Here is a 23,272-nt window from a genome sequence, read left to right as displayed (position 1 = left end):
ACCGTTGTTATGTCTGTCGAAGCAGGTCTGATGACCAACTTGGCAGCGTCAGCACTGGGTTGAGTCGATCGTCTCCACCCCAGTTACCCTTCCGAGTCGTATGGCAATTGGCAGGCCGGAGATGGCAGGGTGGACACTGCGACTGGACGCGAGATCGCCGAAGTGGGAACCTGCGAGACCTGTCATGATCCAGTTGACCTTACGAACGAGCAAGCCGTGGCGCCCCACACTTTGCGTACCAACGATGCCGCCAGTGACGCGTGCTGGCACTGCTGGGACAAGCCTCGTTGTTACAGGTGCTTCAACGCCGACTGCGAGTGCTCAAACCACTAGATCACCGGGACGTCGGCAAGCACAGAACAAACGTCCCGTTGACGCCCAACCGTGGAGCAGCCCAAGCAGTATGAACGTGGCACCAAGACCGATCCACCGCGCCCGGACCCCACGATGCCAATGAGCGTGTCCATGGTGAGCCATGCGGCCGATTCTGTGGCCACCTCGACACGGCCACACGAGACACAGCCCAGCTTCCCCAGGGATGTCCAGGCATGGTGGCCGCCACCCATTGCCCGTCGGGGGCATTGCCGATTGGATCGGTTCCAACCATCAAAATCAGCTGAGCGCTCATCGGCAGAAGCGGATGTGTCATGCGGTCGTCGATGTCGACTAGCTGGTAACGGAACGTCACGATGGCTGCCCACCTGTTCCTGTGGGTCTCACTGAATCCGCTGGCCGGCTCGCGGGCGGTTGAAGGCTTGGATGGGCCTCCGCCATCCGCACGACGCTGTGCTGCGCGTTCAGCGGTACGCCGACAAATGTCCACCGCGTCATCGCCGGGAAGGCTGGACCGCGCTGCTGAACGGGGAACATATCCACCATTACCCTGGTGGCGCCAGAGCTTCGCCGAAGATGGCTTCCGTGGCCGCTTGAGCGAGCGTGGCTTGGCTTCTGGCCGGTATCCCGATCCGGTTCCAGTGGAAGATCACGTGTTCGGCGATGACTGCGCGTAGTCCACGTGTGAGTTTGCCTGTCTCGCGCAGGCATCGGAGGGCTGTGCCGGTGTTCTCGAACGCGGTTTGCCAGTCGCTGGTGGTGCGGGCTGTGCCGAGTAGCAGGTGGCGGACCTTGCCGGTGAATGCTTCCCAGGTGCTGGGGTCCGGGGCAGGGGACCAGGCGAGGTGCTCGTGGCGGCGTTGGGCGACTCGCGCCCATACGTCTCCTTGTTCGTTGGGGTCCAGTCCTGTGGCGCGCATGAGTGCGGTGCACAGGATGAGTGAGCGTTCCCGCCGGTCGGTAGGGCGGTCGTGGAGGTAAGTGAGTAGGTGGCGGCTGTCGTGGTGGAACAGGGTGTGTGCGGCGTCCATCGCGGCGGGGCCGCCGAAGGCGTGGATCTCGGGTTCGTAGATGTCGCTGGTCCAGGTGACCGTTTCGGTGAGCAGGCGGCGTACCGGGTCGGGGTCGTTGTTCGGCGTGGCGGGCAGGTAGCGGATGCGCCATGGCCCTTTGCGCATGAACCACCACGAGGTGATCAGGCCAGCGGCCTCGGCGTCGGGTAGAACGCGGCTGAGATGGGGGATTGCTTGCTGTTCACGTTCTTGCCGGCTGTGGCCGGGGTAGCTGATGTTCACCTGTTTCCAGGGCGTTTCCTCCATGAGAGGCCTTTCATCAGTTGAGTAGGAGGCAGGCGTCCCACGACGTTGAGGTGGCCGTGGCGGTCGCGAGGCGACAGCCGGTTGTGCCGTCGAGGAGTCCGGTGGGTTCGTCGGCGGCGGGGGCGGCGTTCTGGTGAAGGCGTGCCAGTGGGGTGAGGGCTGTCGGGGTGAGGGCGTCGGCGGCGATGCGCCGGCCGGTGGCGAGGAGCCCGGCGGTGCCGTGGCAGAGGCTGCGGTCGGTGAGACGGCGGATCTGTGCGGGGTCGTTCACGCAGTCGGTGAACGCCATCTCGGCGAGCTGCTGGCGGGCGGCGTCGTGCAGGGCGAGGGCGGCCAGTTGCTGGGCACGGGCGATGCCGGGGGTGCCGTAACACCAGGATGGGCGCAGCGGCTGCTGTTGCGCCGGTACACCACGGTGCAGGTCGTCGAGGGTGAGAGTTTGCGGCCACCAGGTGGTGCTGGCGGTGCGCTGCTGCCAGGTGTCCAGCCATCGACATATTCGGGTGATCGCCTCGGTGTGTCCGTCGACGGTGATGCCGTCGCGGAAGGTGAGGGCGAGAAGCGCGAGCGGGCCGGTGATGCCGTGGGCGATGCCGTGGTTGGCGTGGCCTCCCGGTGGTGGCGGCTGGTTGCGGGCGGGTCCGTTGGAGCACCACCAGCCGGGAAGGTCGTTGACTGGTTCGGTGAGCCGGACCAGGTAGTCCAGTACCTGGCGGAGCAGGTGGTGGTCGCCGAGGCGGCGTAGGGCGACGCCGAGGCCGGTCAGGCCGCGGATGAGGTCGTACTCGGCGTAGTGCGGCTGCCGGCGTGAGTCGATGCGGCGGTGAGCCGCTTGCAGCTGCTGGCGTGTCACTATGGCGGTCCCGGCCGCTGCGATGGTTCGTGCTCGATCAAGTCCCGTTTGGTCGGATGCGGTGAGGACGAAGGCGAGCGCGGGGGCGCCGTAGAAGAGGCTGGCTCCCGCGGCGATGCTGACGCCGTTGGCGGTGGCGTCCCGCAGTGCCGCGTACGCGGCAGGCCGGTTGCCGGTTTCCAGATGCAGAAGGGCGATGCCGGCCGTGCCGTCGGCGAGGGACTGTCCGGCTGTCGTCATGGCATTGCCTGGCTGGTGCGGGCGATGGCTCGGGCCAGGCGGAGGCAGTGCCGTTCGGAGGCGGTGTCCACGCCGATCATGCGGGCGTGGTGCAGGTGCAGCAGGTCGGCCAGCACATGGTCGAGGTCGAGGCTGTCGGCGTCGGCCAGGGCCCGGTAGGCGGCCAACGCCGCGTTCAGGCCATCGTCACAGTAGGAGGTGCGGGCGAGGTCAAGCTGGGCGGGTTCGAGTCGCTGTCCGCTGCGGTGGGGGACGTGTTCGGCGAGCCAGCGCAGGCCGTCGCCGGTGAAGCCGTCGGCGATGGCGATCATTCCGGCGGCGGTGGTGGCCTGACGGTCTCCGGTCAGCCGCTGTAGCGCGGCGCGGGAGTCAGCGGCGAACACCGCTTCGGCAGCGGCCAGGGTGGGCCCGGCGCCGTGGCGGGTCTCAGGCCGGTAGGTGTGCAGGCTGTAGTCGTGCAGGACGCCTTTGTGCTCCAGTTGTTGTGCCCACTGGGCGAGGCCTCTGGCGGTGCCAGTGAAATCGGCGTCGTGGAGTGGGATGCGTAGCCGCAGATGGGGCTCGGGGTCGGGGTACCGCAGGAACCACCAGCCCGTGGCCAGGAGGTTGTCGGCCCGGCGGGCGAGGTCGGTGAGGATGTCGTCGAGCCGGCCGTGCAGGCGAGCCTCCAGCCACGGTGACTGTCCGGGCCGGTGCTGTAGCGCGGTCGCGGCCCGAGCCGGTCGGCTTGGCCGGATGACCGGTGGAGTGTCAGTGAGGGTGAGGAGGAGTTCGGCGGGCCTGTCGCCGATCCAGCCTGCCGGGCCGGGGGCCTCGATCATGACGGTGCGGGCATGCCGATCGAGGTGCCTGCGCAGCACTGCCAGGTGAGCGTTGTCGTCCAGGTCCAGACGCAGCTGCACGTCGTCGTCGCCGACGAGGATCTCGTCCGGGAGCCGGTGCTGTTCGCGGTAGCGCTGCCAGGCATCGCACCACTGAGGCCAGGGCGCCGTGCGCGGGAGAGCCGTACGGGCGATGATCCAGCGGGCGGGATGCAGGACGCTGCGACCGCGCCGGACGCGGGGCAGGAACGGCAGACCGCTCGCGTGCCCCCAGTCGAATCTGCTGCAGGGCGCCGTCCACGCCGTCCAGATCTCGGTCAGGAACCGCATCAGCGGCTGCTGGAGACCGGGCAGCAGCACGCTGTTGAGCAGCAGCGGCTCGACCGGCCGACCGGTGGTCCGCGACACCAGCCACAGCCGCTGACCGTCGCCGGTCACCGCGAGGTCCGCAACCGTCAACGGCGGGTCGGGGTGGAAGTCGCCGACGGGTAGGACGGGCAGCAGTTCCGGTGTCCGGGCGACCGAGGCCAGGCGAGGGTCCAGCGGAGGGCCGGACAGCTGAACCGTTTCCGCGCCGGGCAAGGCTGTCGACAGGTTCCGGTAGACGCGCTGGAACGACGCCAGTTCGGCGCGGGTGAGGAGGTGCAGGAACCGGCCGGCGGAAACCCCCGCGTGGCGGGCCCCACTGACCACCGTCAACGTGAACGCGCCCCGGTCCAAGTCCTGCGGGGCCGCAGCGGCGAGGGTGAACCGTAGTTCGGTGTGCGGGATCGGCGGCCGATCGACGTCTCCCCGTAGGCGGTCCACGAGCTCGTCGTCGAGGACCACCTCCGCGCAGCCGTTCAGCGCCGACTGCTGGGCAAGCTGCGCGAGCAGCCGGTCGCGAACGCTGAACACCGGGGGTGCGCGGCGGGTGGATCCTCGGTATCCGGCGGGGAAGCCCAGCACGTTCAGGACATCGCGTACTGGCACGGCCGCACCCGGACCCCATCGCTGGATGAACGCGTTGTGGTATTCCGCCCATCCGGGCAGTTGCGGTGCCACCGCCGTCAGCGCCGATGCGGCACGGCCCGCCTCTTGGAGCACCGCCGGTGGCAATGTCACCGAGGCGTCGATACGCAGGTCGACTGCGACCCGATCGCCGGGATCGGATATCGGGACGTGGCGGGCCAGGTAGGCGGCCGGGTCGGTGACGGTCATCGCCGGCCGCAGCGCCGACAGCAGCACGCCTGCTTGGACCAGCGAGGCCAGCATCCGCTCGGCCGCCTCCACGCCGGTGGCCGCCGGTCCGGCGATTCGTGCGGCGAGGTCGCCGAAGATGATCGGGGAACTCGCCGCTTGTATCGCCGCCTGCACCGGCTTGGTCAGGCGAATCTCGATATCCCACCGGCGGTCGTCGTCGGCGCGGGCGCAGGGCAGCACCCACACCTCGCCGCGCCGGTACCCCAACGAGTTCGTCACCACAGCGACGTCGCGGAGCGTGGCCAGATCCTGCTCGGCCCGCGCGGTGTGCTCGGCGATGAACTGCCCATCGGGGCGGACGACCGCGTGGTGCGCCTCGCCCCACCGGACCGTCGCGCGGGCACCGAATTCGACCGGGGCTACCCCGGCGAAGGTGCCGAACGGTGTCGCACGGGTTGTCCACCTCAGCAGGTACCGGACCGCCGACTCGACCAGGCGTCGGAGCCGGTCGTGCGGGATCGGCTCGCCGGTCACGGTCCGGGTGATCTGTTCGGCCAGCTGCGGTGTGGCGGAGGCGACGGCTGCTGCGAACCCCGGAAGCGCCCAGGCCAGGTTCAGCCACTCCCGCCACTGCTCTGGCCGATCGGACATCAGGTCCGGCCAGGCAGGCAGGACCAGGCGGCTCGGGTAGGCGGCGGCTCTGATCAGCGCCGCACCAGCCGTGGGAAACATGATGCACCACCGAGAGTGGGGCCCGGCGTCGGCGGACGCCGGGCCCCCGGAGAGGGTGTGAGGGTCGGTTACTTGCCGGTGCAGGCGTTCGAGCCCGTGTTGCCCGAACCGCAGCCGTCGTCGGTGCTGGTGGCGTACCCGCTGGCGGCGGGGCCGGAGTCCACCAGGGTGATGTCCAGGTCGAACTCGTCGAGTTCCGTGGTCTCCACTTGCGTTTTCCTTCCTATGCGGGGGTGAAGGTGAGGACGAGGCGGCTGTGCCGCTTGTCCAACACCGTCCCGGCCGGCAGGTCGCCGTCGGGAGTCTGTGCGGGCAGGACGTGCACCACCGGAGAGGGCGTGCCAGCGTCCACCCACGCGCGCATGTGCGCCACCATTCGCCCAGCAGCCGCAGCGGCGTTGGGCCCGTGAGCAAACGCGCCCAGGTCGAACAGGTCGTCCGCCCAGCGCAGCGCCGAGCGGTAGAAGAACGTGCCCTCGTGCAGGGCGGCGGGCGTACCGAACCGCCACGCGGGGGTGACCAGGTCGGCATCAACGGCCTCCTGCTGCGCCGAGAGAACCACGACCTGGTCCACCTCATCGGCAAGGCGTGCCGCCAGCCACAGGTCCAAGTCGGCCAGGACGGTACGTGGCGCCAGGCTCACCCCGGCCCACACCTGCTCCCGCGGCTGCGACAGCAGCCCGCCGACGGCTTCCGGACTGACCTGCTGGCCCTCATCCAGCCGCAGGTGGACGCCCTCCGCGATGTCGACATACCGCACCTCGTGCGCTCCGGCACCCTGCATCGCCACGAACCCGCACAGGCGCTGGCTCTGGCTGACCAGCCGGTCGCCGACACGGCGTAGCGCCCACGACCGGGTCATCCCGAAGGTGCGCAGCGGCACGACCAGCACGCCGCCCTCGCTGAGCTGGGCGATCCACGCTGGGGGGATGTCCCACGCCCCGGCCGTCACGATCATCAGGTCGAAGCGGCGGCTGGGACCGATGGGCTGCTCGGCGTCCGCGCATACCACGGTGACATCGCCGTATCCCGCCGCCGCCAGGCATGCCACGGCCCGCTCGGTCACCTCGGGGTCGATGTCCACGGATGTGACCGAACCCGACGGCCCGACCAGCTCGCGTAGCAGCGATGCGTTATAGCCACCCGAGCCGATCTCCAGCACGTGGCGGCCCGTCAAGCTGCCGTCGAGGGCGTCAGCCGCCTGACCGAGCATCTCCGCGATCAGCCACGGCGCCGAGACGGAACTGACAGTCTCATCTCCGTGGCGCTTGGTGATGACGGCGGTGTCGCTGCGGTACGCCTGCTTCACCGGGACGCCCGGCGTGTACAGATCGCGGGGCACCGCCCGCAGCGCCGCCTCCACCTCGGGACGCATCATCAGCCCTTTGGCCGCATGATCAGCGACCAGCTCGTCGACCATCGCGTCACGCAGGCCCTCACTGCTCATCGTGTCGACACTCATGTACGCGCCACTCTCCCCATCCATCACGGCCGCTCCATCCGAACAACCCGAGCGGCCGGCTGCCGCACCGAGCCTCACCGAGTACGCCTCATACGATCACCCAGCGTGCAACGGCGGGGAATACCGACTTGCGGTCCGACTTCGCCGTCACCTCCGTGTCGCTTCCCGGCGCAGAGGCATGGGAGGTGGATGATCTAGACGGTCGGTGGCATAGTCGGCACGGCCGGCAAGCTGGGCCGAGGGGAGAGACGGTGCCTCGCCATCCGGACACCTTGATCAGGCCGAACACCATGCTCAACGGTGCCCGGCAACGACTGCCTTCGCCGATACGCCCCGGCCAGCGCATGTCCCGGACCGAACTGGCCGATGCCGTCAACGCCGCACTCGACGCGATCTACCCCGGTCGTGATGTCACGGCCCACTACGTCGATTTCCGGTGGGTCGGCAAGCTGGAGCGCGGCGAGCATCGCTGGCCCAGCGAAGCGCGCCGGGCAGCACTGCGCCAGGTCTTCGGCGTCCCGACCGACTCGGACCTCGACCTCTACAGCCCTCGACGCAGCGACGGGATGTACGTCGCTGAAAAGGCGCTCAAGCCTCAACCAGGCAGTTGGGACGAAACCATCCACCTGCTACGCGAGCAGTGGCACCTCCTGGTTCAGAACGACAAGATGTTCGGCCCTGAGTACGCCCTAATGGGCGTCACCAGGCAACTGCTCGCGATCGAGGACCTTCTACGCGAGGTGCCCCAAGCGCTACGCCCCGCCACCGTCCGCCTCGCCGCCCAGTACGCCGAATCCGCCGCCTGGCTCAACCAATCCCTCAACGAGCACGCCGCAGGCAACCACTGGACACAACAGGCGCTCGCCTGGGCAGGGCAGATCGCTGATCCGATCATGATTGCGTGGGCCACCTACCGCAGCAGCCAACAACGGCTGACAAGCGGACACCCCGCCCAAGCCGTCGAGCAGGCCGAAGCGGCGTTGCGCCACGACCAGAAGCTGCCCGGACCGATGCGGGCAGCGCTTCGTGTCCAGCACGCGCACGCAATGGCCGCTACAGGCGAGCACCGCGCGGCCATGCGCCTGCTGGACGACGCACATCGCTGGGCAGCGGACCGCCGCTCCGGCAAACCCGAGGGAGAGCACGGCTCCTACTGCACCAGCGGCTACATCGAAGTGCACCGCGGGGCATGCCTTCGCCTGGCGCAGCGACCAGACGAGGCAATCACCGTACTGGAAGAAGCCCTTCCCACGATCCCGCCGCAACACCGCCAAGACTTCGCGTCCGCCCTGCTGAACAAAGCCGCAGCCCACGCCGCAGCCAACCAACCCGACCTGGCCGCGGCGACGGCACACCACGCACTACCGATCGCACGTCGAGCCGGCTCACGACGAATCCTGCACCAACTCGCGCAACTGGGCACTACGGTCAGCGGACACCAGCAACTGCCGGAGGTCCGCGCCTTCCTCAACGACCTCAAGGAGGCCACCTGATGGCATCCGCCGCCGAAGTGGCCGCAATGCGGCAGGCAATCATGCTGTCATCGTTCGGCCTGGGCACCACGAGCCCAAACCCGCCCGTCGGCTGCGTCATCCTCGACCGCCACGGGAAGGCCGTAGGCGCCGGCTACCACCGGCGCAAGGGAGAAGCCCACGCCGAGGCGAACGCCCTTGGCGTAGCTGGCGCCGCAGCGCGAGGCGGCACCGCCATCGTCACACTCGAACCCTGCAACCACATAGGCGTAACCCCAGCCTGCCGCCAAGAGCTGATCAACGCCGGCATCGCCCGAGTCGTCATCAGCGTCATCGACCCGACCTCCCGAGGCGACGGAGGCGCCGCCGTGCTCACCGCCCACGGCATCGACGTCGAAACCAACGTGATACCCGACGAAACACTCACCGTCCTCGGCCCCTGGCTCACCGCCACCCTTCGCCGCCGCCCCTACCTGACCTGGGCCTACGCCCTCGGCAAGGACAGCCACCACCTCAACGAGCGACTAACAGCGGATCTGCGCAGCAGTGCAGATCTCCTGCTCAGCGGCACGGCGATCGAGGAGGGAATACCAGGCGGCCATGCACCCAAACACTTCACCTTGGCCGAAGACCCGACCAGCGACCTCCGACAGTGGCTCTCGGACTGCTACGCCACCGGCTCGCGCGCCATCCTCGCCGTAGACGCTCACCATCGCGGTGCTCTTCACGACAACCTCGATTGCGTCGATGAGATTGTGGTTGCCATGGAAAGAACCCCGCCGGCGGCTGATCTCACGGCAGCCACTGCGGACCTCGCGCCGACAGGGTTCGAGGTGGCAGACATCTCCTCTTGGAGCCTTGGCGCGCGGGTTTACCTTCGCCGCCCTGCCCCATAGGCCAGGGTTGGCAGCGGGCTTGGATGCTGGTCTTCTCGTTGCTGGAGATGACGTACTCGTCCGGGCCGAGTGGGATGCCCTGGTAGGTGCGGGCGTAGAGGTCGAGCACCCGGCTGGCTTTGGCGGTGAAGTCCGGGTCACGGATGAAGATCCAGGACTGGTGCAGCCAGGGTTTGAGCGTGTCGGCGGCCAGGATCCGGCGGATCGTGGATGCGGAGATCGCTGCCGTGATGCCCCGGCTGACGGCTTCGGCGGCCAGGTCGGGGCCGCTCCAGGTCGACAGTGGTGTGCGTTTCGGCAGGTAGCTGGCAGGCGAGGGCTTTGACCTCGGCTACCTGTGCCGGGGTGAACCGGGGTGGCGGCCCGGACTGGCGCCGGTCGGTCAGCCCTGGTAGGCCCTGCTCGGTGTACCGGCCACGCCACAGGTGCAAGCGCGGGGAGCGCCCAGAGGTAGTGTTGGTTGCCGTAGCGTCTGATAAGGCGGTTGGTGAACCCCTGTCTGCGCGGCGACGACGGTGTCGGTGTGCAGGGGCAGGTGTGGGCCATGCTGTTCATACGAGCCGATCGGCAGGCACAGGACCGATCTCTCAGTTAGCTGCGTGGCGATCTCCGGCGCCGAGAGCGATCCGTACCAACGGTTCATGCTCGTTCTCGCCGGCCGATGCGGATGAGGAACTCGTTGTCCTCGGCAAAGGTGTCGGTGTCGCTGTATCGGGCAAGGGCGGCACGGACGGCGCTGTCGAACTCGCCGAGGCGATCGCCGAACAGTTGTGGCGCGGCGAACGAGGTGGAGTGCAGATACCCAAGGATGCTGTCGGCGGTCCAGGTCCGGTTGACGGGCACGCTGTGCTCCTCGACCTGGCTGAACGGCGACTCACGCATGATCTCGCTGTACGGGCGGTCGTGATGCTGGAACGTGCGTTCGCCGGCGCGGCGCTGCTCGCCGAGGAAGTCCTGGATGACCGCGCGGATTGCGGCCTTCCAGTCGCTGGTAGCGGTCCAGAAACTGTTGTCGCCGAAGATCGCGACCGCGCCGTCCGGGCTGACCTGCGCGTCCAAGCGGGTCAGGATCGCAGCCTGGTCGAGCCAGTGGAACGCCCGGCAGATCGTCACCAGCTCGGCCTGCCATCCCGCCGGTGGCGTGAACTCCTCCGCCGTGACCTCCTGCAGCCGCAACTGGGCATCGGCGGGTAGCTGCGGGCGGAGCGCGTCTTCGGCAGCGGCAAGCATGTCTGGATCGTTGTCGATGGCAATGATGTCATCGAAACGACCAAGCAGAGCCTCTACCACGAGGCCGGTGCCGGTACCTACGTCGAGCAGGCGCCGCGGCATACCGGTAGGGACCGCGGCATCCAACACGTCGGCCACGGTCGCCGGGATGCCGGGCCGGTACTGCCGGTAGAAGCCGACGGTTCCGTGAAACAGACTCATGGTCATCTCCATGTAGCGAGTTCGGTGAGGTGCTGGCTGGCGGCGGTGAGATCAGCGGCCACGAGCACGCCACCGTCGTCGAGCCGCCCCGATAACGAGCGTTCACGGTGTTGGGGTCAGGCTGCGCGGGTGGCGGGTTGGCCCCATCGTTGTTGGCGTTCGCTGCGGATGCGGGCGCGTTCGTGGCGTTGGTAGGCCAAGACGTCGGGGTGGCGGGCGTTGGCGTTGCGCCAGCGCAGGTAGGAGTGCAGTTTCCGGGTCAGCGCGGGGTGGTTGGGGTGGTTCGAGCTGGCGATGACGAAGGTGCGCAGTGGCCCGAACTGGGCCTCGATCGGGTTGGCCCAGGAGGCGTAGGTCGGGGCAGTTCGACCTTGTTCCGGGCAGCCCACCTGCGGATCTTGAGGCCTTTGTGCGAGGACAGGTTGTCCAGGATCACGTAGATCGGTGCCCCATCCGGCCGCGCGGCGCGGATCGACTTGAGCGCCGCGAGGGTGTTCGCGGCGCTCTTGCGCCGCCGCACGACGCCCCAGCGGGCCAGGGCGTGTTCGACCTGCGCCCGGACGATGCGTGTTGCCTGTCAGGTCCGCCTTCCAGTCGGGCAGCTCGCTGCCGTCGGGCGGGTTTGCGGTACGAAATGATCACCTCAGGGTTGCCGCGGTAGGCGCCGTCGGCCATGACCGGCCCGTTCGGCCAACTTCTGGTCGATACCACTGGTGCGGTAGACGATGGTCGTTGCGGTTGCCCGGCTGCGGGTCGCCAAGGGCCACCACGAGAGGTGGGCGTCGATGGCGACCTGCAGATTCGTCGAGTAGCGGTAGTTCTTGCTCGGCGGACACTGGAGGCTGAAGTCACGTTCGGGTGCCTCGAGTGCCTGCCGTCAGACCGGCTGGTAGCTCTCGTGCGGGATGGCTCGTTCCCACGCGGCGGTGAACGCGGACGCGCACAGCTGCACCACGGCGGGGTCGGTGACCAGTTCCTCGCCGATCATCGTCCCGTCTCCGGCGAAGTGGTTGAACAGGACCGATGTGCTGTCGAACAACCAGAAGTCGTTACCGGGCAGTGTCAGGTCGGACGCTTGCCGGCGAGGCAGCCAACGCACCGTTTCACCGGCTTTCACGTTGTGCCCGCTGGTGATCTCGTACTCGTACCGCACGTACGGGGAGATTGGTTCGGAGACGATGCGCGTCCGGTGGACGTCCACGCCACGGGATACCGCCGCGGAGACAAGGTCGATCCACCAGGGCCAGCGCTGCGCAGGGTCGAACCGGTTGCCCGAAGCCCACTCTTGGTAGTCGTCATTGAGCGCGTACGCGTCTCTCATCTCCAGGTGATGGGCGCTGCGGCGGGCGGAGCGGAGCAGGTCCTCAAACGTCGGCTCCGTTGCCATCGTTCACCTCCGGGAAGAACTGCGTCATGCGCCTGGGGAACGGGCTATCGAAGCGGACCGGGCCAAAAAGCGCGGTGTCGTAAGCTTGTTGTGCTGCATGGTTGGAGGAACCGATGACGGAGCAGCGCCGTCGGCGGTCAGTGTTTCAAGAAACTGCTCTTGTCCGTGACCGCTTGCTTGTAGCAGTTCGGTAGCTGCCTCGATTGGCACGAACCGGCACGCGACCTGCAGGCCTGTGTCCCATGCTGTTTCGTCGCCGATCATGGTGTGCGCCCATGAGTCGCGTTGTTCGTCGCTGGCCAGGTGGAAGTAGATGCTGATGCGCGAAGCGCCGGTGTCGTAGGTGCCCTGTTGCACTCCGACGACTCCGAGCAGATGCAAAGAGCCTTGGATGCCGGTCTCTTCGAGGGCTTCGCGGATCGCGGCGGTATCGGGTCGTTCGCCGGGCTCGACGCCGCCGCCAGGAAGATGGGTGCCGGCTACCGGCGTCGAAGGGTAGTTGAATACGAGGACCTCGGGTCCGAGCGTGCCTGTTCTGGTGATGTACGAGGTTGCGCGTACGCGGGCGGCAGTGGTCACGTCGTTCCTAACTCCCTTGCGCTGAGTTGGGTGGTGAGCTGATCAGAGGCCAGTCGAGGAGCCGCGGAGGAAGGAAGGACCGAAACGTCGCGCCGGCTCGAGTTCACCAGCCCACCCAACGATCCCGGCTTCACGTGATCTGCGAAGAACGATCGCACCAGCTGCTCGTCAGCGACGTCGACCTCGTGCCAGGAAGGGCCCTGGTCTCCTCGCGGAGCGTCTGTGGGCATGTGAATGTCCAGCACGTACACGGGGGCTCCTCTGCTCATGACCGCTCTCACAGTGGCGAGGCCGATACCGCGCCTGGCACCCGTCACCATCACGGCGGATGGAGTCGCCTCGCGCTCCCACTGCCACCTCCCCGCGATTCAAGAACCGGGGCGGATTGACGAGCAGCTCCAGCGCCCCGTTCTCCACACACTCGCCCATCAGGTCGTTGGCCTGAACGCCCAGCATGCGGACGAAGTGGTTGTCCGCATGCGGTCTGCCTGCGGTGTTCGGTCCTGCATCCAGGCCGTTTCGCCGTTTTTGGTTGCGCCACGCTGAACACTGAGTGACCCTATCTGCGCGATGTCCATGCTATTCAATGCCATCCGCATGCGAGCAACCTGAGAAGGCGGTGTCATGGGTCAGACCCCGCGGGCACTCGATTCGTCCCTGTCCGAGCGCCACTATTTCGGTGCCGAGCTGCGTCGGCTGCGGGAGCGCGCCAACCTCTCGCAGGCGCGACTGGGCGCCATGATCCGATACAGTGCCGACCTGGTGCGTCGGGTTGAGACAGCGGACCGATTCCCCTCCCAGGAGTTCGTCGATGCCTGCGACAAGGCATTGGCGGCTGGAGGCGCCTTGACGCGCCTGCTGCCGCTTCTCGATAAGAAGCGGGCCAGCGCGGGCAAGCTGACGGCACCGCCGACCGGCCCAGCCGGCGTCAGCAGCCTGCTGCCCACCCACTCGGCGGAGGCGCCGGGGCTGGCTGACATGGTCGCCCGGGTTCCGTTCCAGCCAGGCGTCCTCGACCGCGCCGCCCTGGAGTGGCTAAACGCTCCGGCGGGACCCCGCCTGTCCGTGCCCGGACGACCCGGCTCGTCTGATCAGGTTAGCGAGGAGGACCTTTTCTCCGCTGAGAGCGCTCTGACGATGTTCCGGCAGTTGGACCACACCCACGGTGCCGGACGAGTCCATGCCCAGGTGCAGCGGTACGTCGAAGGGGAACTGAATCGGCTGCTGGCGAACTCCCCGGCCTCCGAAGCGATTGGTCGGCGCCTCTACACACTGGCGGCTGGCTTCTTCGAACTGTGCGGTTACCAGGCGGTCGACACCGGTGCCCACGGTCTCGCGCAGCGTCGCTACCTACGCGCTCTACGGCTGACACAGGCCGTCGACGACCGCCTCTACGGCAGCTATCTGCTCGCTGTGAACATTGGCCACCTGGCGCTGCACTGCGGTCACCCCGAGCCGGCGCTGCGGATGGCGTTCACGGCGGTGCGAGGAAGTGAGGCTCAGGCGACGCCAGCCGTGGGAGCCGCGCTACAGGCCGTGGTGGCGCGGACGCACGCCCGCCTTGGACGCGAAGGCGACTGTCTGATCCACCTCGAAATCGCGGAGAGGCAACTGGCCCGCAGCAAGCCCGAGGACGAGCCGCCGTGGATCCGGTATTTCACTCCGGCGTACCTTGCCGACGAGATTGCCCACTGCTTCCACGACCTGGGCCGACCGCAGCAGACCCAACGGCACCTGGGCGACGCACTCACCGCGCTGAGCCCCACACATGTACGGCGAGTCGCCATCGACACCGCGCTCCTGGCTTCGTCGCTGGCGGCCGCTGGCCGAATCGACGAAGCGTGCGCCGCCGGCCGGGCGGCGGTGGACCATGCCGCGCGGACCACGTCGCACCGCTGCTTGCAGCGCATCGTCGAGGTACAAGCCGACCTTGAGCCATACCGATGCGAACTGGAGGTTCGCGAGTTCGGCGATTACGTGCGCCAGCAGCTACCGCTTGCGGCCGTCTGATCCCCTCGACCAGTCGCTGCGGCCGCCATCACCGAGCGGTAGTGAACCAATTCCGCCTCGAGCGCCGCATCCGCCCGACTGGACGCCGCCACGTAGTGACCGACATCGGAAAGTAGCAGCAACTTGTATGTCATACCGAGAGCCTGCAACTCGTCGGCGAGTTCCTGCACATCTTCGGCCACGGCCACCTCGTCTGCGGTGCCATGAATGAACAGCACAGGTCGCTGAACAGTGGCGGCACGGACCGGGCCGGCGCCGCCCCGCAGCCGCATGGCGTGCGCACGCTGGAACCGAGGAACGGTCTCCGTCCACCGGTCCGGATCCACGATCGCAGACACCGCGGTGGCGGCAGCGAACGGACCGTCCTGCGCCACCGCCTGCAGCGCCGTGTATCCGCCTGCGCTGGCACCACGGATGAAGACCTGCCCCGGCGCCGCTCGCCCTGTCGCCAGCAGGTGGTTCGCCACAGCCGCGCAGTCATCGACGTCGTCCAGGCCCCACCGGCCGTACAGCGATTCCCGGAAGTTCCGGCCATACCCAGTGCTGCCCAGATAGTCGACGTCCACCACGGCAAACCCGCGACTGGTGAAAAACTGCGCCTGCCAGTCCAGACGCAGCAAGCAGGAGGCAGTGGGCCCAGGATGAGCCCGAATGATCACGGGTGAACGCCAGTCTGCAGTCGAGCCCGTTGGCGGATACACCAGGGCCAGCACCTCATGGCCGCGCGGCACACGGACCCGCAGTTCCGTCGGCGTGGACACCTGGGCTCCGGAGAGTTCGGCGTGCTCCGACCTGGCAAGTACGTCCACCCGGGGACCGCCATCGGCCAGATGCACCAGTGCGACCTGCGGGGCCTTGGTCGGTGACGACCCGATCAACGCCAGCCTCGTCCCCTGCATGGCCAAGTAGGGCTTGATCGACGTGTACGGAAGGTCGACGGTGTGGATGGCGCCGTCTGGGTCGATGACGATGAGGCGATGTCGCGGCCCCTCCTGTACCACCACCGCGATCCGGCCGTCGGCAAGGAAGTCGTACGACGCGTAACCCAGCTCCCACGGCTCTGCGGCGCACTCAGCCCCGATCGGTGCCACCGCCTCGACCGTTTTGCCGTTCCAACGATAGAGGTTCCACCAGCCGCTGCGGTCCGACATGAAGTACAAGGCGCCGTCAGGCCCCCACCGTGGCTCCACCGCCGACTCATCCGGACCACCGACGACCTTCCTCGGGTTTCCGATGCAACCACCGCTTGAGTAGGAGGCCATCCACACTTCACACGCGTCCCAGGGCATGTCACGTTCGCTCCAGGCGGACCAGGCCAACAAGCCTGGACCCGGCCGAGGCGCGCCAAGGAATCCCCGAGATGCGGCGAGAGTGCGTACCTGCGGGGCGTCCGTCAGCGACACCGCGACGAATTCGTCACCCTGCTCCGACTCACGCACCGCCAACAACTCGCCGTCGCCGACGGTCAGGTCGCCGAAGGACCCTTGGCTGATTAAGTCAAGCTCATCGCCGCGACGACGGGTCCGGTAAAGGCCACCCCCGCCGACGCACCACAGGGTTCCCTCGGCGACAGCGAAAGACCCGCCACCGTACGCGTGAACCCTGCTGGTGACGTCGAAACCGTCGGGACTGATGTCATGAGTGCTCTCGCCGGGCCGCCACCTCGTCACTGTTCCGCGCCCGCCAGCTTCGGGCCGAGTCTCCAACCAATACAGGGCGCCATCACCGGCACGAAGCTGGTCATAGCTTACAGAGGCGCGGACAGCATCCTCCGCGGACACAGCGGTGAAGCCTTCCGCTGCCCTCACGGACCCTCCCGAACAACTCCAGACCGTCGCCCAAGCGGCATGGGTCTTTCTCAACCTGCCAAGGCACCTGATACCGAGCCGAAGGTTTCGTATCGCCGGGGCCAGCGCGAGTACTCCTCGGACACCGCCGACTCTACGCCCGAAGCCTCTCGCCTTTGCCGCTGGACGTCTTGTCTCGAACTGCCCATCGACAGGGCCACTTCGTTGGCGAACAACATCGATGCGGACAACAGCCTTTGTCCGTATTTCCGGTATCGACCAGGCCGCCAATTCGAGCGACGCTTCGGTGCGCAAGGCCATTCGCAGGAAATCCAGCAATGGATGTTCTTGCCGGCGATAACGCGAGCTTATTTGGAAGGGCGCGATGCATTTAAATGAGGACTTGGCGAGCTACGGCTATCAGCAGGAGCTGAGCCGCCAGCTGCGGTTCCGGGACCTGCTGTCCTACGGCCTCGTCTACATGGTGCCGATCGCGCCGATGGCGATCTTCGGCAGCGTGTACGCCGGCTCGGGCGGCATGGTGGCCCTGGCCTACGCGATCGGCGTGGTGGCGTTGGTGTTCACCGCGTTTTCGTACGCGCAGATGGTGAAGGCGTTCCCGATGTCGGGGAGTGTCTATAACTACGCGGGTCGGGGCATCAGCCCGCCGGTCGGCTTCCTCGCCGGCTGGGTGATCCTGTTGGACTACGTGCTCGTGCCGGGGCTGTTGTATCTGGTGGCGTCGGTGGCGATGCACGCGACCGTGCCCGTGGTTCCCGTGTGGTTGTGGCTGTTGGGTTTTGTCGTGGTCAACACGGTCGTCAACTCGGTCGGGATCCGCATGACGGCGGTGGTGACCCGGGTGATGCTGGTCGGTGAGCTGATCGTCTTGGCGATCTTCATCGCCGTCGCCGGCTGGGCGGTCGCCTCCGGGAAGGGCCGGTTCAGTTGGGGGGCGTTCTACAACTCCGACACGTTCACGTGGTCTGTCGTTGCGGGTGCGGTGTCGATCGCGGTGCTGTCGTTCCTCGGGTTCGATGGCATCAGCATGTTGGCCGAGGAGGTCAAGGGCGGTGCGCGGCAGGTCGGCCGGGCCATGGCCGCTGTCCTCGTGTTGGCGGGGGTGTTGTTCATCGCGCAGACGTGGCTGGCGGCGATGCTCGTCCCCGACCCCGGCTCCCTGCTGACCAGCGGGGACCCTGACGGCACCGCCTTCTACGACGCCGCCCGGGCCGCTGGCGGGGGCTGGCTGGCGACCTTGTGCGCGGTGGCGACGGCCATCGCCTGGGGGTTGCCGAATTCGATGGTCGCCCAGGTCGCCACCAGCCGGCTCCTGTATGCGATGGCCCGGGACCGGCAGCTACCCCGGTTCTTGGCGAAGGTGTCGATCCGGCGGAACGTGCCGATCAACGCGACCCTGCTCACCGGTGCCGTGTCCCTCGCGCTCGGCCTGTACATGGCCACCAGGGCCGACGGGATCACGTTGTTGTCGTCGTTGATCAACTTCGGGGCCCTGTGTGCGTTCCTGGTCCTGCACGTCGCCGTGGTGGTGCACCACCTGATCCGCCGGCGCAGCCGCAACTGGTGGGCGCACCTACTCATGCCTGCGGTCGGGTTCGGGATCCTCGCCTACGTGGTGGTCAACGCCAACATCGCCGCCCAGCGTCTCGGCCTGATCTGGCTGGCCCTCGGCGTGGTCGCCCTCGCCGGCCTGTACCTGTCGGGTCGCCGGCCGGTGCTGTCCGGGCTGGCACCAGCACAGCCGCAGCGTGACGTGGAGCGGGTGTGATGACCATGGAGAAGATCGTCTACCGTCCGGCGCGGGACGAGTTGGCCTACACCTTCGGTGGCCGCATGCCGGTCGCGCACGTCCGCTCCGGCGACATCCTTGAGGTGTTCACGGAGGACTGCTTCGGCGGCCTCGTCCGCGGGCCGGCGGACTTCCCGTCGCAGGTGTGCCGCATGCCGTATCTCAACCCGGTGTCGGGGCCGTTCTTCGTCGAGGACGCCGAACCGGGTGACACCCTCGCCATCCACCTCGCTTCGATCGTCCCGGCCCGGGACTGGGGTGTGTCGTCGACGTTCCCGCACTTCGGCGCCCTCACGTCGACCTCGCACACCGCGACCTTGCAGCCGCCGCTGGAGGAGCGGGTGTGGGTGTACGACATCGACCGGCAGGCCGGGATCGTGCGATTCCAAGCCACCGAAACCGACCACACCGTCGACCTCCCCCTGGAAGCGATGATCGGCACGATCGGCGTCGCCCCCGGCGGGATGCAGGCCCGCCCCACGATCGTCCCCGACACCCACGGCGGGAACCTCGACACCCCGCAACTGCGGGCCGGCACCACCCTGTATCTCGGCGTTAATGTCCATGGGGCGATGCTCGCCCTCGGCGACGGCCACGCCCGCCAGGGCGAAGGCGAGGCATGCGGCGTCGGCGTGGAGATCGCCACCACCACAACCCTCGCCATCGAAGTGATCAAGGGCGAGCCGACGGGATGGCCTCGGCTGGAGACCGACAATTCGATCATGTCGATCGGATGTGCCCGCCCATTGGAGGACGCCTACCGGATCGCTCACCACGACATGGTCGGCTGGGTGGGAGCCCTGACCGGCCTGGAGACGCTCGACGCCTACCAGCTGGTGTCGCAGGCGGGGCGGGCGCCGATCGGCAACGTGTGCGACCCCAACTACACCGTCCTGGCCGCGGTCGACAAGGCGCTGCTTCCCGCACCCGCCTCCGCGTACGCCGGGGTACACGACCGGCTGCGGCAGCTCGCCGTAGGCCTGGGATAGGGGGCCGGTGTTCATGACTGTTCCTCGACTGCCGCTGCGGGACGAGTTGTTCCTGCTCGGTCACAACGACGACACCGGCCACCTACACATCCACCGGCAGTCCCTGGCTGTCGGCTTGGCAGGCGCGGTCCTGATCGACCTGTTCCTCGCCGGACGGATCGTCCTCGACCCCACCAGCGACGCCCACCCCGCCGGCGAACGATGGCTGCGCCTACACCACGACCAGCCGATCGGCGACCTGATCGGCGACACCGCCCTCGCCGCCATCCGCCACGGACGCGCCGCACCACCGGTAAAGGTGTTCCTGCGCCGGTTCTCCGACGAGCTGTACGAGCGGACCCGCGCTGGTCTCGTCGCCGCCGGCATCCTCCACCACCACACGCGCCGACGCCTCGGCGGTCTCGCCCGCACCGACACCTACCTTCCCAGCGACAGCAAATGGCCGGTCGTCGCCCGCGCCCGCCTGCGGTATCTCGCCACCGGCCGCGAGCAGCCGGACAACCACACCGCCGCACTCGCCGGCCTCGTCGCCACCCTGGGCCTCACCGAGCACCTCTACCTCGACGAGGACACCGCCACCCTCACCGCACGTCTGAAGGCGATCGCCGAGCAGCATCACCGGTCGGTGCGGGACATCACCGCCACCGTCGACGCCGCGGTCGGTGACCTCGCCACCGCAGCGTACCGCTGAGACAAGGACGACAAGGACACAACAATCGATGGAGGTCGCTGTGCGTATCCGTGCCGCCCGCTGGGCAGACAAGGACTCAGTCGCCGCGCTGATCGCCGACGCCCTACACCCCACACCACTCGCCGCATGGCTGGTCCCCGACCCACCGCAGCGCCGCCAGGTGCTGACCAACGTCGTCGGCATCTGGGTGGAACACGCGATGTTCTTCGGCGACATCCACCTCACCGACGACTTCACCGCCACCACCGTGGGCTTCCACCGCTACCGGCCCATCCCACCACCAACCAACCACCACAACCAGGTCACCGACGCCGCCGGGCCACACGCGCACCGGTTCGAGCTGCTGGACAGCCTGCTCTCCACGAAACAGCCCACCGAACCCCACCATCACCTCGCGTACCTCGCCGTGCGCCCCGACGCCCAAAACGCCGGCCGCGGCACCGCGATGCTCACCCACCACCAAACCCGCCTCGACCGCATCGAACTGCCCTCCTGGACCACCATCCTGGACGGCAACGAGGCGCTGCTCGCCCGCTACGGCTACACACCCCGACCAGCGATAACCCTGCCCGACGGCCCGACCCTGCACCCGATGCGCCGCAACCCCCTCCGCAGCAGCAGCATCCCGATCGACCCGACCCGCACGGTGGACAACCGCGGGCAGGACTTTCATGGGTAACCCCCGCGCTCCCGTCACCACAGGCCGACCGGTACCCGACTAACAGCCGTCCACCGACACCCCCAACCGGCACCGCGTACCGTGGCGGGCTGCCGCGGTCCCCAGGGCGGCGGCACCCCCACCTCCACCCCGACAACCCCCAGTGGACTCTTTCATGATCACCACCGCAGCTCTGCTCGCATCCGAACCCACACCCGCCCCCTTACCCCTGCCCAGGCGCGAACCCGAGTCCGCGCTGCCACTGGCGCTCGCCGTCGAACAGGGTGACGCACCCGACCGCGTGGGCGCCGATCCATGCCGGGCCAAGACGGTGGAACGGGTGGAACTGGCCGCCCGGTGCACCCGCCTCGCAGCCACCCGGCTCACGACCCACACTCACCTGGCCCGGGAGCTGGCCGAGACGGCGATCGTCCTCGACGCGGTCCGTCACCTTCTCACCGGCTCGGCCCGGACAACCTCCGCCATCGACGGGCCCGAACCCATAGCGGGAAGTTTGCCCGCGCACCGGCATGTGTGGGCGGCGGCGCTGCTCGTGTCGAGCCTGTGGATTCCGTGTCGGCGAGAAGACCAGCACATGGTCTGCCCGCAGCCGCCGGAACTGGTGGCCGCGTTGGCCAGCCTGGCCGCCGACCGGCTCGGCCATGTCCTCGCGGAGATGGCCCCACCACACGCGAGGCCGCGGCAATGACCCCGACCACCAGCTCCACGGCCACCGCCACCGCCACCGCGATCGATGGCGGCACCACCACCACCATCCCCAGTGAAGGCAACCGGAACCGGCGACCGGTGCGCACCGTGCTGTGGGCGCTGGGCGAAAGCGAAATCGCCCAACTCGCGCAGCCCCACACCCTGGCCGACCCGGTCGAACAGCTCGCACGCGACGACGAGCGCTACGGCGGAGTTGACCTGGCAGGCCGGGCTGCCGGATACGCCACGCGGATCCTCCGCACTGATCCGCCACCGGGCGTACCTGAACAGGTGCTGACGGTGGTCGCCGGCCAGCACCTGACCCAAGCCGCATGGTGCGCCTTCGACGCAGCCGAGCCGCAGGTGGCCGCCGACCTGATGGCCAGGGCACGGCGAGTCAGCGCCAGCGCGCCACGCCCGCTGGCGCAGCGCCTCAACCGCCAACTGGTCCACCTGGACCTCATCCTGTCCAGCGTCGGCTTTCCGCACACCGCCGACAGCCGCCGAGGCATGCTCCTCGCAGCGCTGGCAGCACGGGACGCCGCCATCCACGGACCGATCAGGTACCGGGCGCTGCTCGCGGTGCACACCGCCCGCGCCCGCGCGCATGTCGGGCAGGTGGGGGAGGCGCAGCGACTACTGCGGTACGCGCAACGCGCCCTCGACCAGGCCGCCCGGATGCCAGTGCCGCTGTGGCTGACCTGGTTCGACCAACCCGCCCTACACATGCTCACCGCACGGGTGCTCCTGACCGCCGGCCTGCCGCACGACGCCACCGACCACGCCCGGCAGGCCGTACAGACGATGCCCGCCCACCGGGTCCGCGACCGAGTACACGCCCTGCTCACCCACGCCCACACCCACCTGACCACCCACACGCTGAAAGACGCCGTCCGCGCCGCGCACACCGCCCTACGCCTGACCGGACACCTCCACCAAGGCCTCCTCCTCGGGCGGGCGGCCCTCGGCCTGCAACAACTGCACACCACCCTGAGCCGCCACCCCGAAACCACCGCGACGCGGTGGACCACCGCCTACGACACCGCCGTACGCCGAGCCGCGATGCTCGCCGACGTCGACATCGTCCGCCTCGCCCTATCAGGAGCCGACGAGGCGACCATCAACCGCCGGCTCGGACTACGCCCGTCCGACCCGACCAACCGGCTGGCCATCCTCAAACGACGATGCCAGGCCCGAACCATCCCACAGATCGCCGCCCTCGCGACCAGACTGCTACACCCCACCGACCTCGAAGAAGGAGGCGAAGAACCCGCCCTGGGCGCAGAAACGCTCCGCCCGCCCTCGCCACACGTCGGCGCGGTATGAACGATCAGGCCACCGTCGAGGGAGCCGATCAATACCTTTCTGCGACGACATCCGCAGCGGTCACAGTTTGCCGATGCGTCGCCGGACATGAATGGCTTCGCTGTATTGTTCGAGGCCGAAGAGTACGGTGACAAGGGTGGCAAGGGCGCCGTCCAGGTCGTCGCCGAACACCTCGGGCCGCTGGCGGGCGAGGTGTTCGTAGAGAGACACAGACTCCCGGGCGGCGGCCAGTGCCTCGGGTAGCTCGATCTGTCCGGCTGCACGCACCCATGCAAAGTTCCACAGCGCGCGGGCGAGGTCGGGTTCGAAGGCGGCTGGGTTGGTCGCGGCCAACCGGCGACGGATGTCGACGGCGTCGACTGTGGCGATCAGGGCCTCCTCCCGCCGTCCCAGGTTCGCCAGCGTGCCGCCGAGGTTGGCCAGTGCTGCGGCGAGGTCGGGTTCGAAGGCGGCTGGGTTGGTCGCGGCCAACCGGCGGTAGACGTCGACGGCCTCGACTGTGGCGGTCAGGCCCTCCTCCCGCCGTCCCAGGATCGCCAGCTGGACGCCGAGGCCGTTCAGCGCCGTGGCGAGGTCGGGTTCGAAG

General features: G+C 68.2%; 24 protein-coding genes and 1 pseudogene. 10 read left to right on the top strand and 15 right to left on the bottom strand.

From position 1 onward, the window contains the following. Positions 1-878 precede the first annotated feature (878 nt). The 5 genes from AB0C02_RS25755 to fxlM form a co-directional block, all read right to left on the bottom strand. The gene (locus AB0C02_RS25755) at positions 879-1,652 is read right to left on the bottom strand and encodes a thiopeptide-type bacteriocin biosynthesis protein (RefSeq protein ID WP_357551505.1); all 774 of its coding nucleotides are present in this window, start codon (positions 1,650-1,652) and stop codon (positions 879-881) included. Between the two features lie 13 nt (positions 1,653-1,665). After that, entirely contained in the window at positions 1,666-2,745 is a 1,080-nt protein-coding gene (locus AB0C02_RS25750; RefSeq protein ID WP_357551504.1) for a lanthionine synthetase C family protein, read from the bottom strand. Beyond that, complete coding sequence (locus AB0C02_RS25745; RefSeq protein WP_357551503.1) at positions 2,742-5,480, bottom strand: lantibiotic dehydratase; 2,739 nt, start codon at positions 5,478-5,480, stop codon at positions 2,742-2,744. Before AB0C02_RS25745 ends, AB0C02_RS25750 begins: the two co-directional genes overlap by 4 nt. 68 nt (positions 5,481-5,548) lie before the next feature. Further along, positions 5,549-5,689, bottom strand: coding sequence for an FxLD family lanthipeptide (locus tag AB0C02_RS25740; RefSeq protein ID WP_357551502.1), 141 nt, complete (start codon positions 5,687-5,689; stop codon positions 5,549-5,551). A 14-nt stretch (positions 5,690-5,703) separates the two neighbouring features. After that, the gene (gene fxlM / locus AB0C02_RS25735; RefSeq protein ID WP_357551512.1) at positions 5,704-6,942 is read right to left on the bottom strand and encodes a methyltransferase, FxLD system; all 1,239 of its coding nucleotides are present in this window, start codon (positions 6,940-6,942) and stop codon (positions 5,704-5,706) included. A gap of 251 nt (positions 6,943-7,193) precedes the next feature. Here fxlM and AB0C02_RS25730 point away from each other — a divergent pair, with 251 nt between their 5' ends. Together AB0C02_RS25730 and AB0C02_RS25725 are read left to right on the top strand one after the other, a co-directional pair. Further along, positions 7,194-8,435 (top strand): hypothetical protein, encoded by a 1,242-nt coding sequence (locus AB0C02_RS25730; RefSeq protein WP_357551501.1) that lies wholly within the window; start codon positions 7,194-7,196, stop codon positions 8,433-8,435. Next, positions 8,435-9,310, top strand: a complete 876-nt coding sequence (locus AB0C02_RS25725) for a bifunctional diaminohydroxyphosphoribosylaminopyrimidine deaminase/5-amino-6-(5-phosphoribosylamino)uracil reductase RibD (RefSeq protein WP_357551500.1) — start codon at positions 8,435-8,437, stop codon at positions 9,308-9,310. Before AB0C02_RS25730 ends, AB0C02_RS25725 begins: the two co-directional genes overlap by 1 nt. A gap of 137 nt (positions 9,311-9,447) precedes the next feature. Here the strand turns inward: AB0C02_RS25725 and AB0C02_RS25720 are convergent, their stop codons facing one another. The 8 genes and pseudogenes from AB0C02_RS25720 to AB0C02_RS25685 all read right to left on the bottom strand — a co-directional run bounded on the left by AB0C02_RS25720 (position 9,448) and on the right by AB0C02_RS25685 (position 13,027). Next, positions 9,448-9,741 (bottom strand): helix-turn-helix domain-containing protein, encoded by a 294-nt coding sequence (locus tag AB0C02_RS25720; protein WP_357551499.1) that lies wholly within the window; start codon positions 9,739-9,741, stop codon positions 9,448-9,450. Beyond that, positions 9,693-9,953, bottom strand: coding sequence for a creatininase family protein (locus AB0C02_RS25715; RefSeq protein ID WP_357551498.1), 261 nt, complete (start codon positions 9,951-9,953; stop codon positions 9,693-9,695). Before AB0C02_RS25715 ends, AB0C02_RS25720 begins: the two co-directional genes overlap by 49 nt. Next, positions 9,950-10,747: a methyltransferase domain-containing protein gene (locus tag AB0C02_RS25710; protein WP_357551511.1), complete on the bottom strand. Its 798-nt coding sequence runs from the start codon at positions 10,745-10,747 to the stop codon at positions 9,950-9,952. Before AB0C02_RS25710 ends, AB0C02_RS25715 begins: the two co-directional genes overlap by 4 nt. Before the next feature lie 110 nt (positions 10,748-10,857). Next, the gene (locus AB0C02_RS25705; RefSeq protein WP_357551513.1) at positions 10,858-11,130 is read right to left on the bottom strand and encodes a hypothetical protein; all 273 of its coding nucleotides are present in this window, start codon (positions 11,128-11,130) and stop codon (positions 10,858-10,860) included. Between the two features lie 98 nt (positions 11,131-11,228). After that, positions 11,229-11,567, bottom strand: a pseudogene (locus tag AB0C02_RS25700) (transposase family protein); the annotation flags it as partial. A 51-nt stretch (positions 11,568-11,618) separates the two neighbouring features. Continuing rightward, positions 11,619-12,128: a DUF6879 family protein gene (locus AB0C02_RS25695; RefSeq protein WP_357551497.1), complete on the bottom strand. Its 510-nt coding sequence runs from the start codon at positions 12,126-12,128 to the stop codon at positions 11,619-11,621. 24 nt (positions 12,129-12,152) lie between these two features. Next, positions 12,153-12,707 carry an NUDIX domain-containing protein gene (locus AB0C02_RS25690; RefSeq protein WP_357551496.1) on the bottom strand — a complete coding sequence of 185 codons (555 nt, stop codon included), beginning with the start codon at positions 12,705-12,707 and terminating at the stop codon, positions 12,153-12,155. After that, positions 12,704-13,027 carry a hypothetical protein gene (locus tag AB0C02_RS25685; RefSeq protein WP_357551495.1) on the bottom strand — a complete coding sequence of 108 codons (324 nt, stop codon included), beginning with the start codon at positions 13,025-13,027 and terminating at the stop codon, positions 12,704-12,706. The genes AB0C02_RS25690 and AB0C02_RS25685 overlap by 4 nt, the downstream gene beginning before the upstream one ends. 304 nt (positions 13,028-13,331) lie before the next feature. Between AB0C02_RS25685 and AB0C02_RS25680 the strand changes: the two genes are divergently transcribed. Next, positions 13,332-14,717: a helix-turn-helix transcriptional regulator gene (locus AB0C02_RS25680; protein WP_357551494.1), complete on the top strand. Its 1,386-nt coding sequence runs from the start codon at positions 13,332-13,334 to the stop codon at positions 14,715-14,717. Here AB0C02_RS25680 and AB0C02_RS25675 read toward each other — a convergent pair. Then, positions 14,681-16,525 carry a prolyl oligopeptidase family serine peptidase gene (locus tag AB0C02_RS25675; protein WP_357551493.1) on the bottom strand — a complete coding sequence of 615 codons (1,845 nt, stop codon included), beginning with the start codon at positions 16,523-16,525 and terminating at the stop codon, positions 14,681-14,683. The two genes, AB0C02_RS25680 and AB0C02_RS25675, sit on opposite strands and share 37 nt — an antisense overlap. A 39-nt stretch (positions 16,526-16,564) precedes the next feature. On the opposite strand from AB0C02_RS25675, the gene AB0C02_RS25670 reads away from it, so the two are divergent. The 7 genes from AB0C02_RS25670 to AB0C02_RS25640 all read left to right on the top strand — a co-directional run bounded on the left by AB0C02_RS25670 (position 16,565) and on the right by AB0C02_RS25640 (position 22,686). Continuing rightward, on the top strand, positions 16,565-16,903 hold the full coding sequence (locus AB0C02_RS25670; protein WP_357551492.1) for a hypothetical protein: 339 nt from the start codon (positions 16,565-16,567) through the stop codon (positions 16,901-16,903). Further along, the gene (locus AB0C02_RS25665) at positions 16,890-18,293 is read left to right on the top strand and encodes an APC family permease (RefSeq protein WP_357551491.1); all 1,404 of its coding nucleotides are present in this window, start codon (positions 16,890-16,892) and stop codon (positions 18,291-18,293) included. The genes AB0C02_RS25670 and AB0C02_RS25665 overlap by 14 nt, the downstream gene beginning before the upstream one ends. Then, complete coding sequence (locus tag AB0C02_RS25660) at positions 18,290-19,303, top strand: acetamidase/formamidase family protein (RefSeq protein ID WP_357551490.1); 1,014 nt, start codon at positions 18,290-18,292, stop codon at positions 19,301-19,303. The genes AB0C02_RS25665 and AB0C02_RS25660 overlap by 4 nt, the downstream gene beginning before the upstream one ends. A gap of 13 nt (positions 19,304-19,316) precedes the next feature. Beyond that, positions 19,317-19,994 (top strand): GPP34 family phosphoprotein, encoded by a 678-nt coding sequence (locus tag AB0C02_RS25655; protein WP_357551489.1) that lies wholly within the window; start codon positions 19,317-19,319, stop codon positions 19,992-19,994. 40 nt (positions 19,995-20,034) lie between these two features. Then, positions 20,035-20,673 (top strand): N-acetyltransferase, encoded by a 639-nt coding sequence (locus AB0C02_RS25650; protein WP_357551488.1) that lies wholly within the window; start codon positions 20,035-20,037, stop codon positions 20,671-20,673. Positions 20,674-20,827: 154 nt separating this feature from the next. Beyond that, a complete protein-coding gene (locus tag AB0C02_RS25645) occupies positions 20,828-21,361 on the top strand; it encodes a hypothetical protein (protein ID WP_357551487.1) in 534 nt (177 codons plus the stop codon). Beyond that, positions 21,358-22,686 (top strand): hypothetical protein, encoded by a 1,329-nt coding sequence (locus tag AB0C02_RS25640; RefSeq protein WP_357551486.1) that lies wholly within the window; start codon positions 21,358-21,360, stop codon positions 22,684-22,686. Before AB0C02_RS25645 ends, AB0C02_RS25640 begins: the two co-directional genes overlap by 4 nt. Before the next feature lie 60 nt (positions 22,687-22,746). Here the strand turns inward: AB0C02_RS25640 and AB0C02_RS25635 are convergent. Beyond that, positions 22,747-23,272 (bottom strand): tetratricopeptide repeat protein (locus tag AB0C02_RS25635; protein WP_357551485.1); only part of this gene is annotated, 526 nt, incomplete at its 5' end.

The organism is Micromonospora sp. NPDC048999 (genome assembly GCF_040649295.1).
In the GTDB taxonomy this organism is placed as follows: Bacteria; Actinomycetota; Actinomycetes; order Mycobacteriales; family Micromonosporaceae; genus Micromonospora.
The sequence above is the reverse complement of the archived record's forward strand: the minus strand, read 5'-3'. Positions and strand labels throughout refer to the sequence as shown.

Bases quoted from the DNA above. Each gene is read 5' to 3' on its own strand.
- AB0C02_RS25755 (WP_357551505.1), bottom strand. From the start codon at position 1,652: ATGGAGGAAACGCCCTGGAAACAGGTGAACATCAGCTACCCCGGCCAC.
- AB0C02_RS25750 (WP_357551504.1), bottom strand. From the start codon at position 2,745: ATGACGACAGCCGGACAGTCCCTCGCCGACGGCACGGCCGGCATCGCC.
- AB0C02_RS25745 (WP_357551503.1), bottom strand. From the start codon at position 5,480: ATGTTTCCCACGGCTGGTGCGGCGCTGATCAGAGCCGCCGCCTACCCG.
- fxlM (WP_357551512.1), bottom strand. From the start codon at position 6,942: ATGAGTGTCGACACGATGAGCAGTGAGGGCCTGCGTGACGCGATGGTC.
- AB0C02_RS25725 (WP_357551500.1), top strand. From the start codon at position 8,435: ATGGCATCCGCCGCCGAAGTGGCCGCAATGCGGCAGGCAATCATGCTG.
- AB0C02_RS25715 (WP_357551498.1), bottom strand. From the start codon at position 9,953: ATGAACCGTTGGTACGGATCGCTCTCGGCGCCGGAGATCGCCACGCAG.
- AB0C02_RS25710 (WP_357551511.1), bottom strand. From the start codon at position 10,747: ATGACCATGAGTCTGTTTCACGGAACCGTCGGCTTCTACCGGCAGTAC.
- AB0C02_RS25695 (WP_357551497.1), bottom strand. From the start codon at position 12,128: ATGGCAACGGAGCCGACGTTTGAGGACCTGCTCCGCTCCGCCCGCCGC.
- AB0C02_RS25685 (WP_357551495.1), bottom strand. From the start codon at position 13,027: ATGGTGACGGGTGCCAGGCGCGGTATCGGCCTCGCCACTGTGAGAGCG.
- AB0C02_RS25680 (WP_357551494.1), top strand. From the start codon at position 13,332: ATGGGTCAGACCCCGCGGGCACTCGATTCGTCCCTGTCCGAGCGCCAC.
- AB0C02_RS25670 (WP_357551492.1), top strand. From the start codon at position 16,565: ATGGGTCTTTCTCAACCTGCCAAGGCACCTGATACCGAGCCGAAGGTT.
- AB0C02_RS25665 (WP_357551491.1), top strand. From the start codon at position 16,890: ATGCATTTAAATGAGGACTTGGCGAGCTACGGCTATCAGCAGGAGCTG.
- AB0C02_RS25655 (WP_357551489.1), top strand. From the start codon at position 19,317: ATGACTGTTCCTCGACTGCCGCTGCGGGACGAGTTGTTCCTGCTCGGT.
- AB0C02_RS25645 (WP_357551487.1), top strand. From the start codon at position 20,828: ATGATCACCACCGCAGCTCTGCTCGCATCCGAACCCACACCCGCCCCC.
- AB0C02_RS25640 (WP_357551486.1), top strand. From the start codon at position 21,358: ATGACCCCGACCACCAGCTCCACGGCCACCGCCACCGCCACCGCGATC.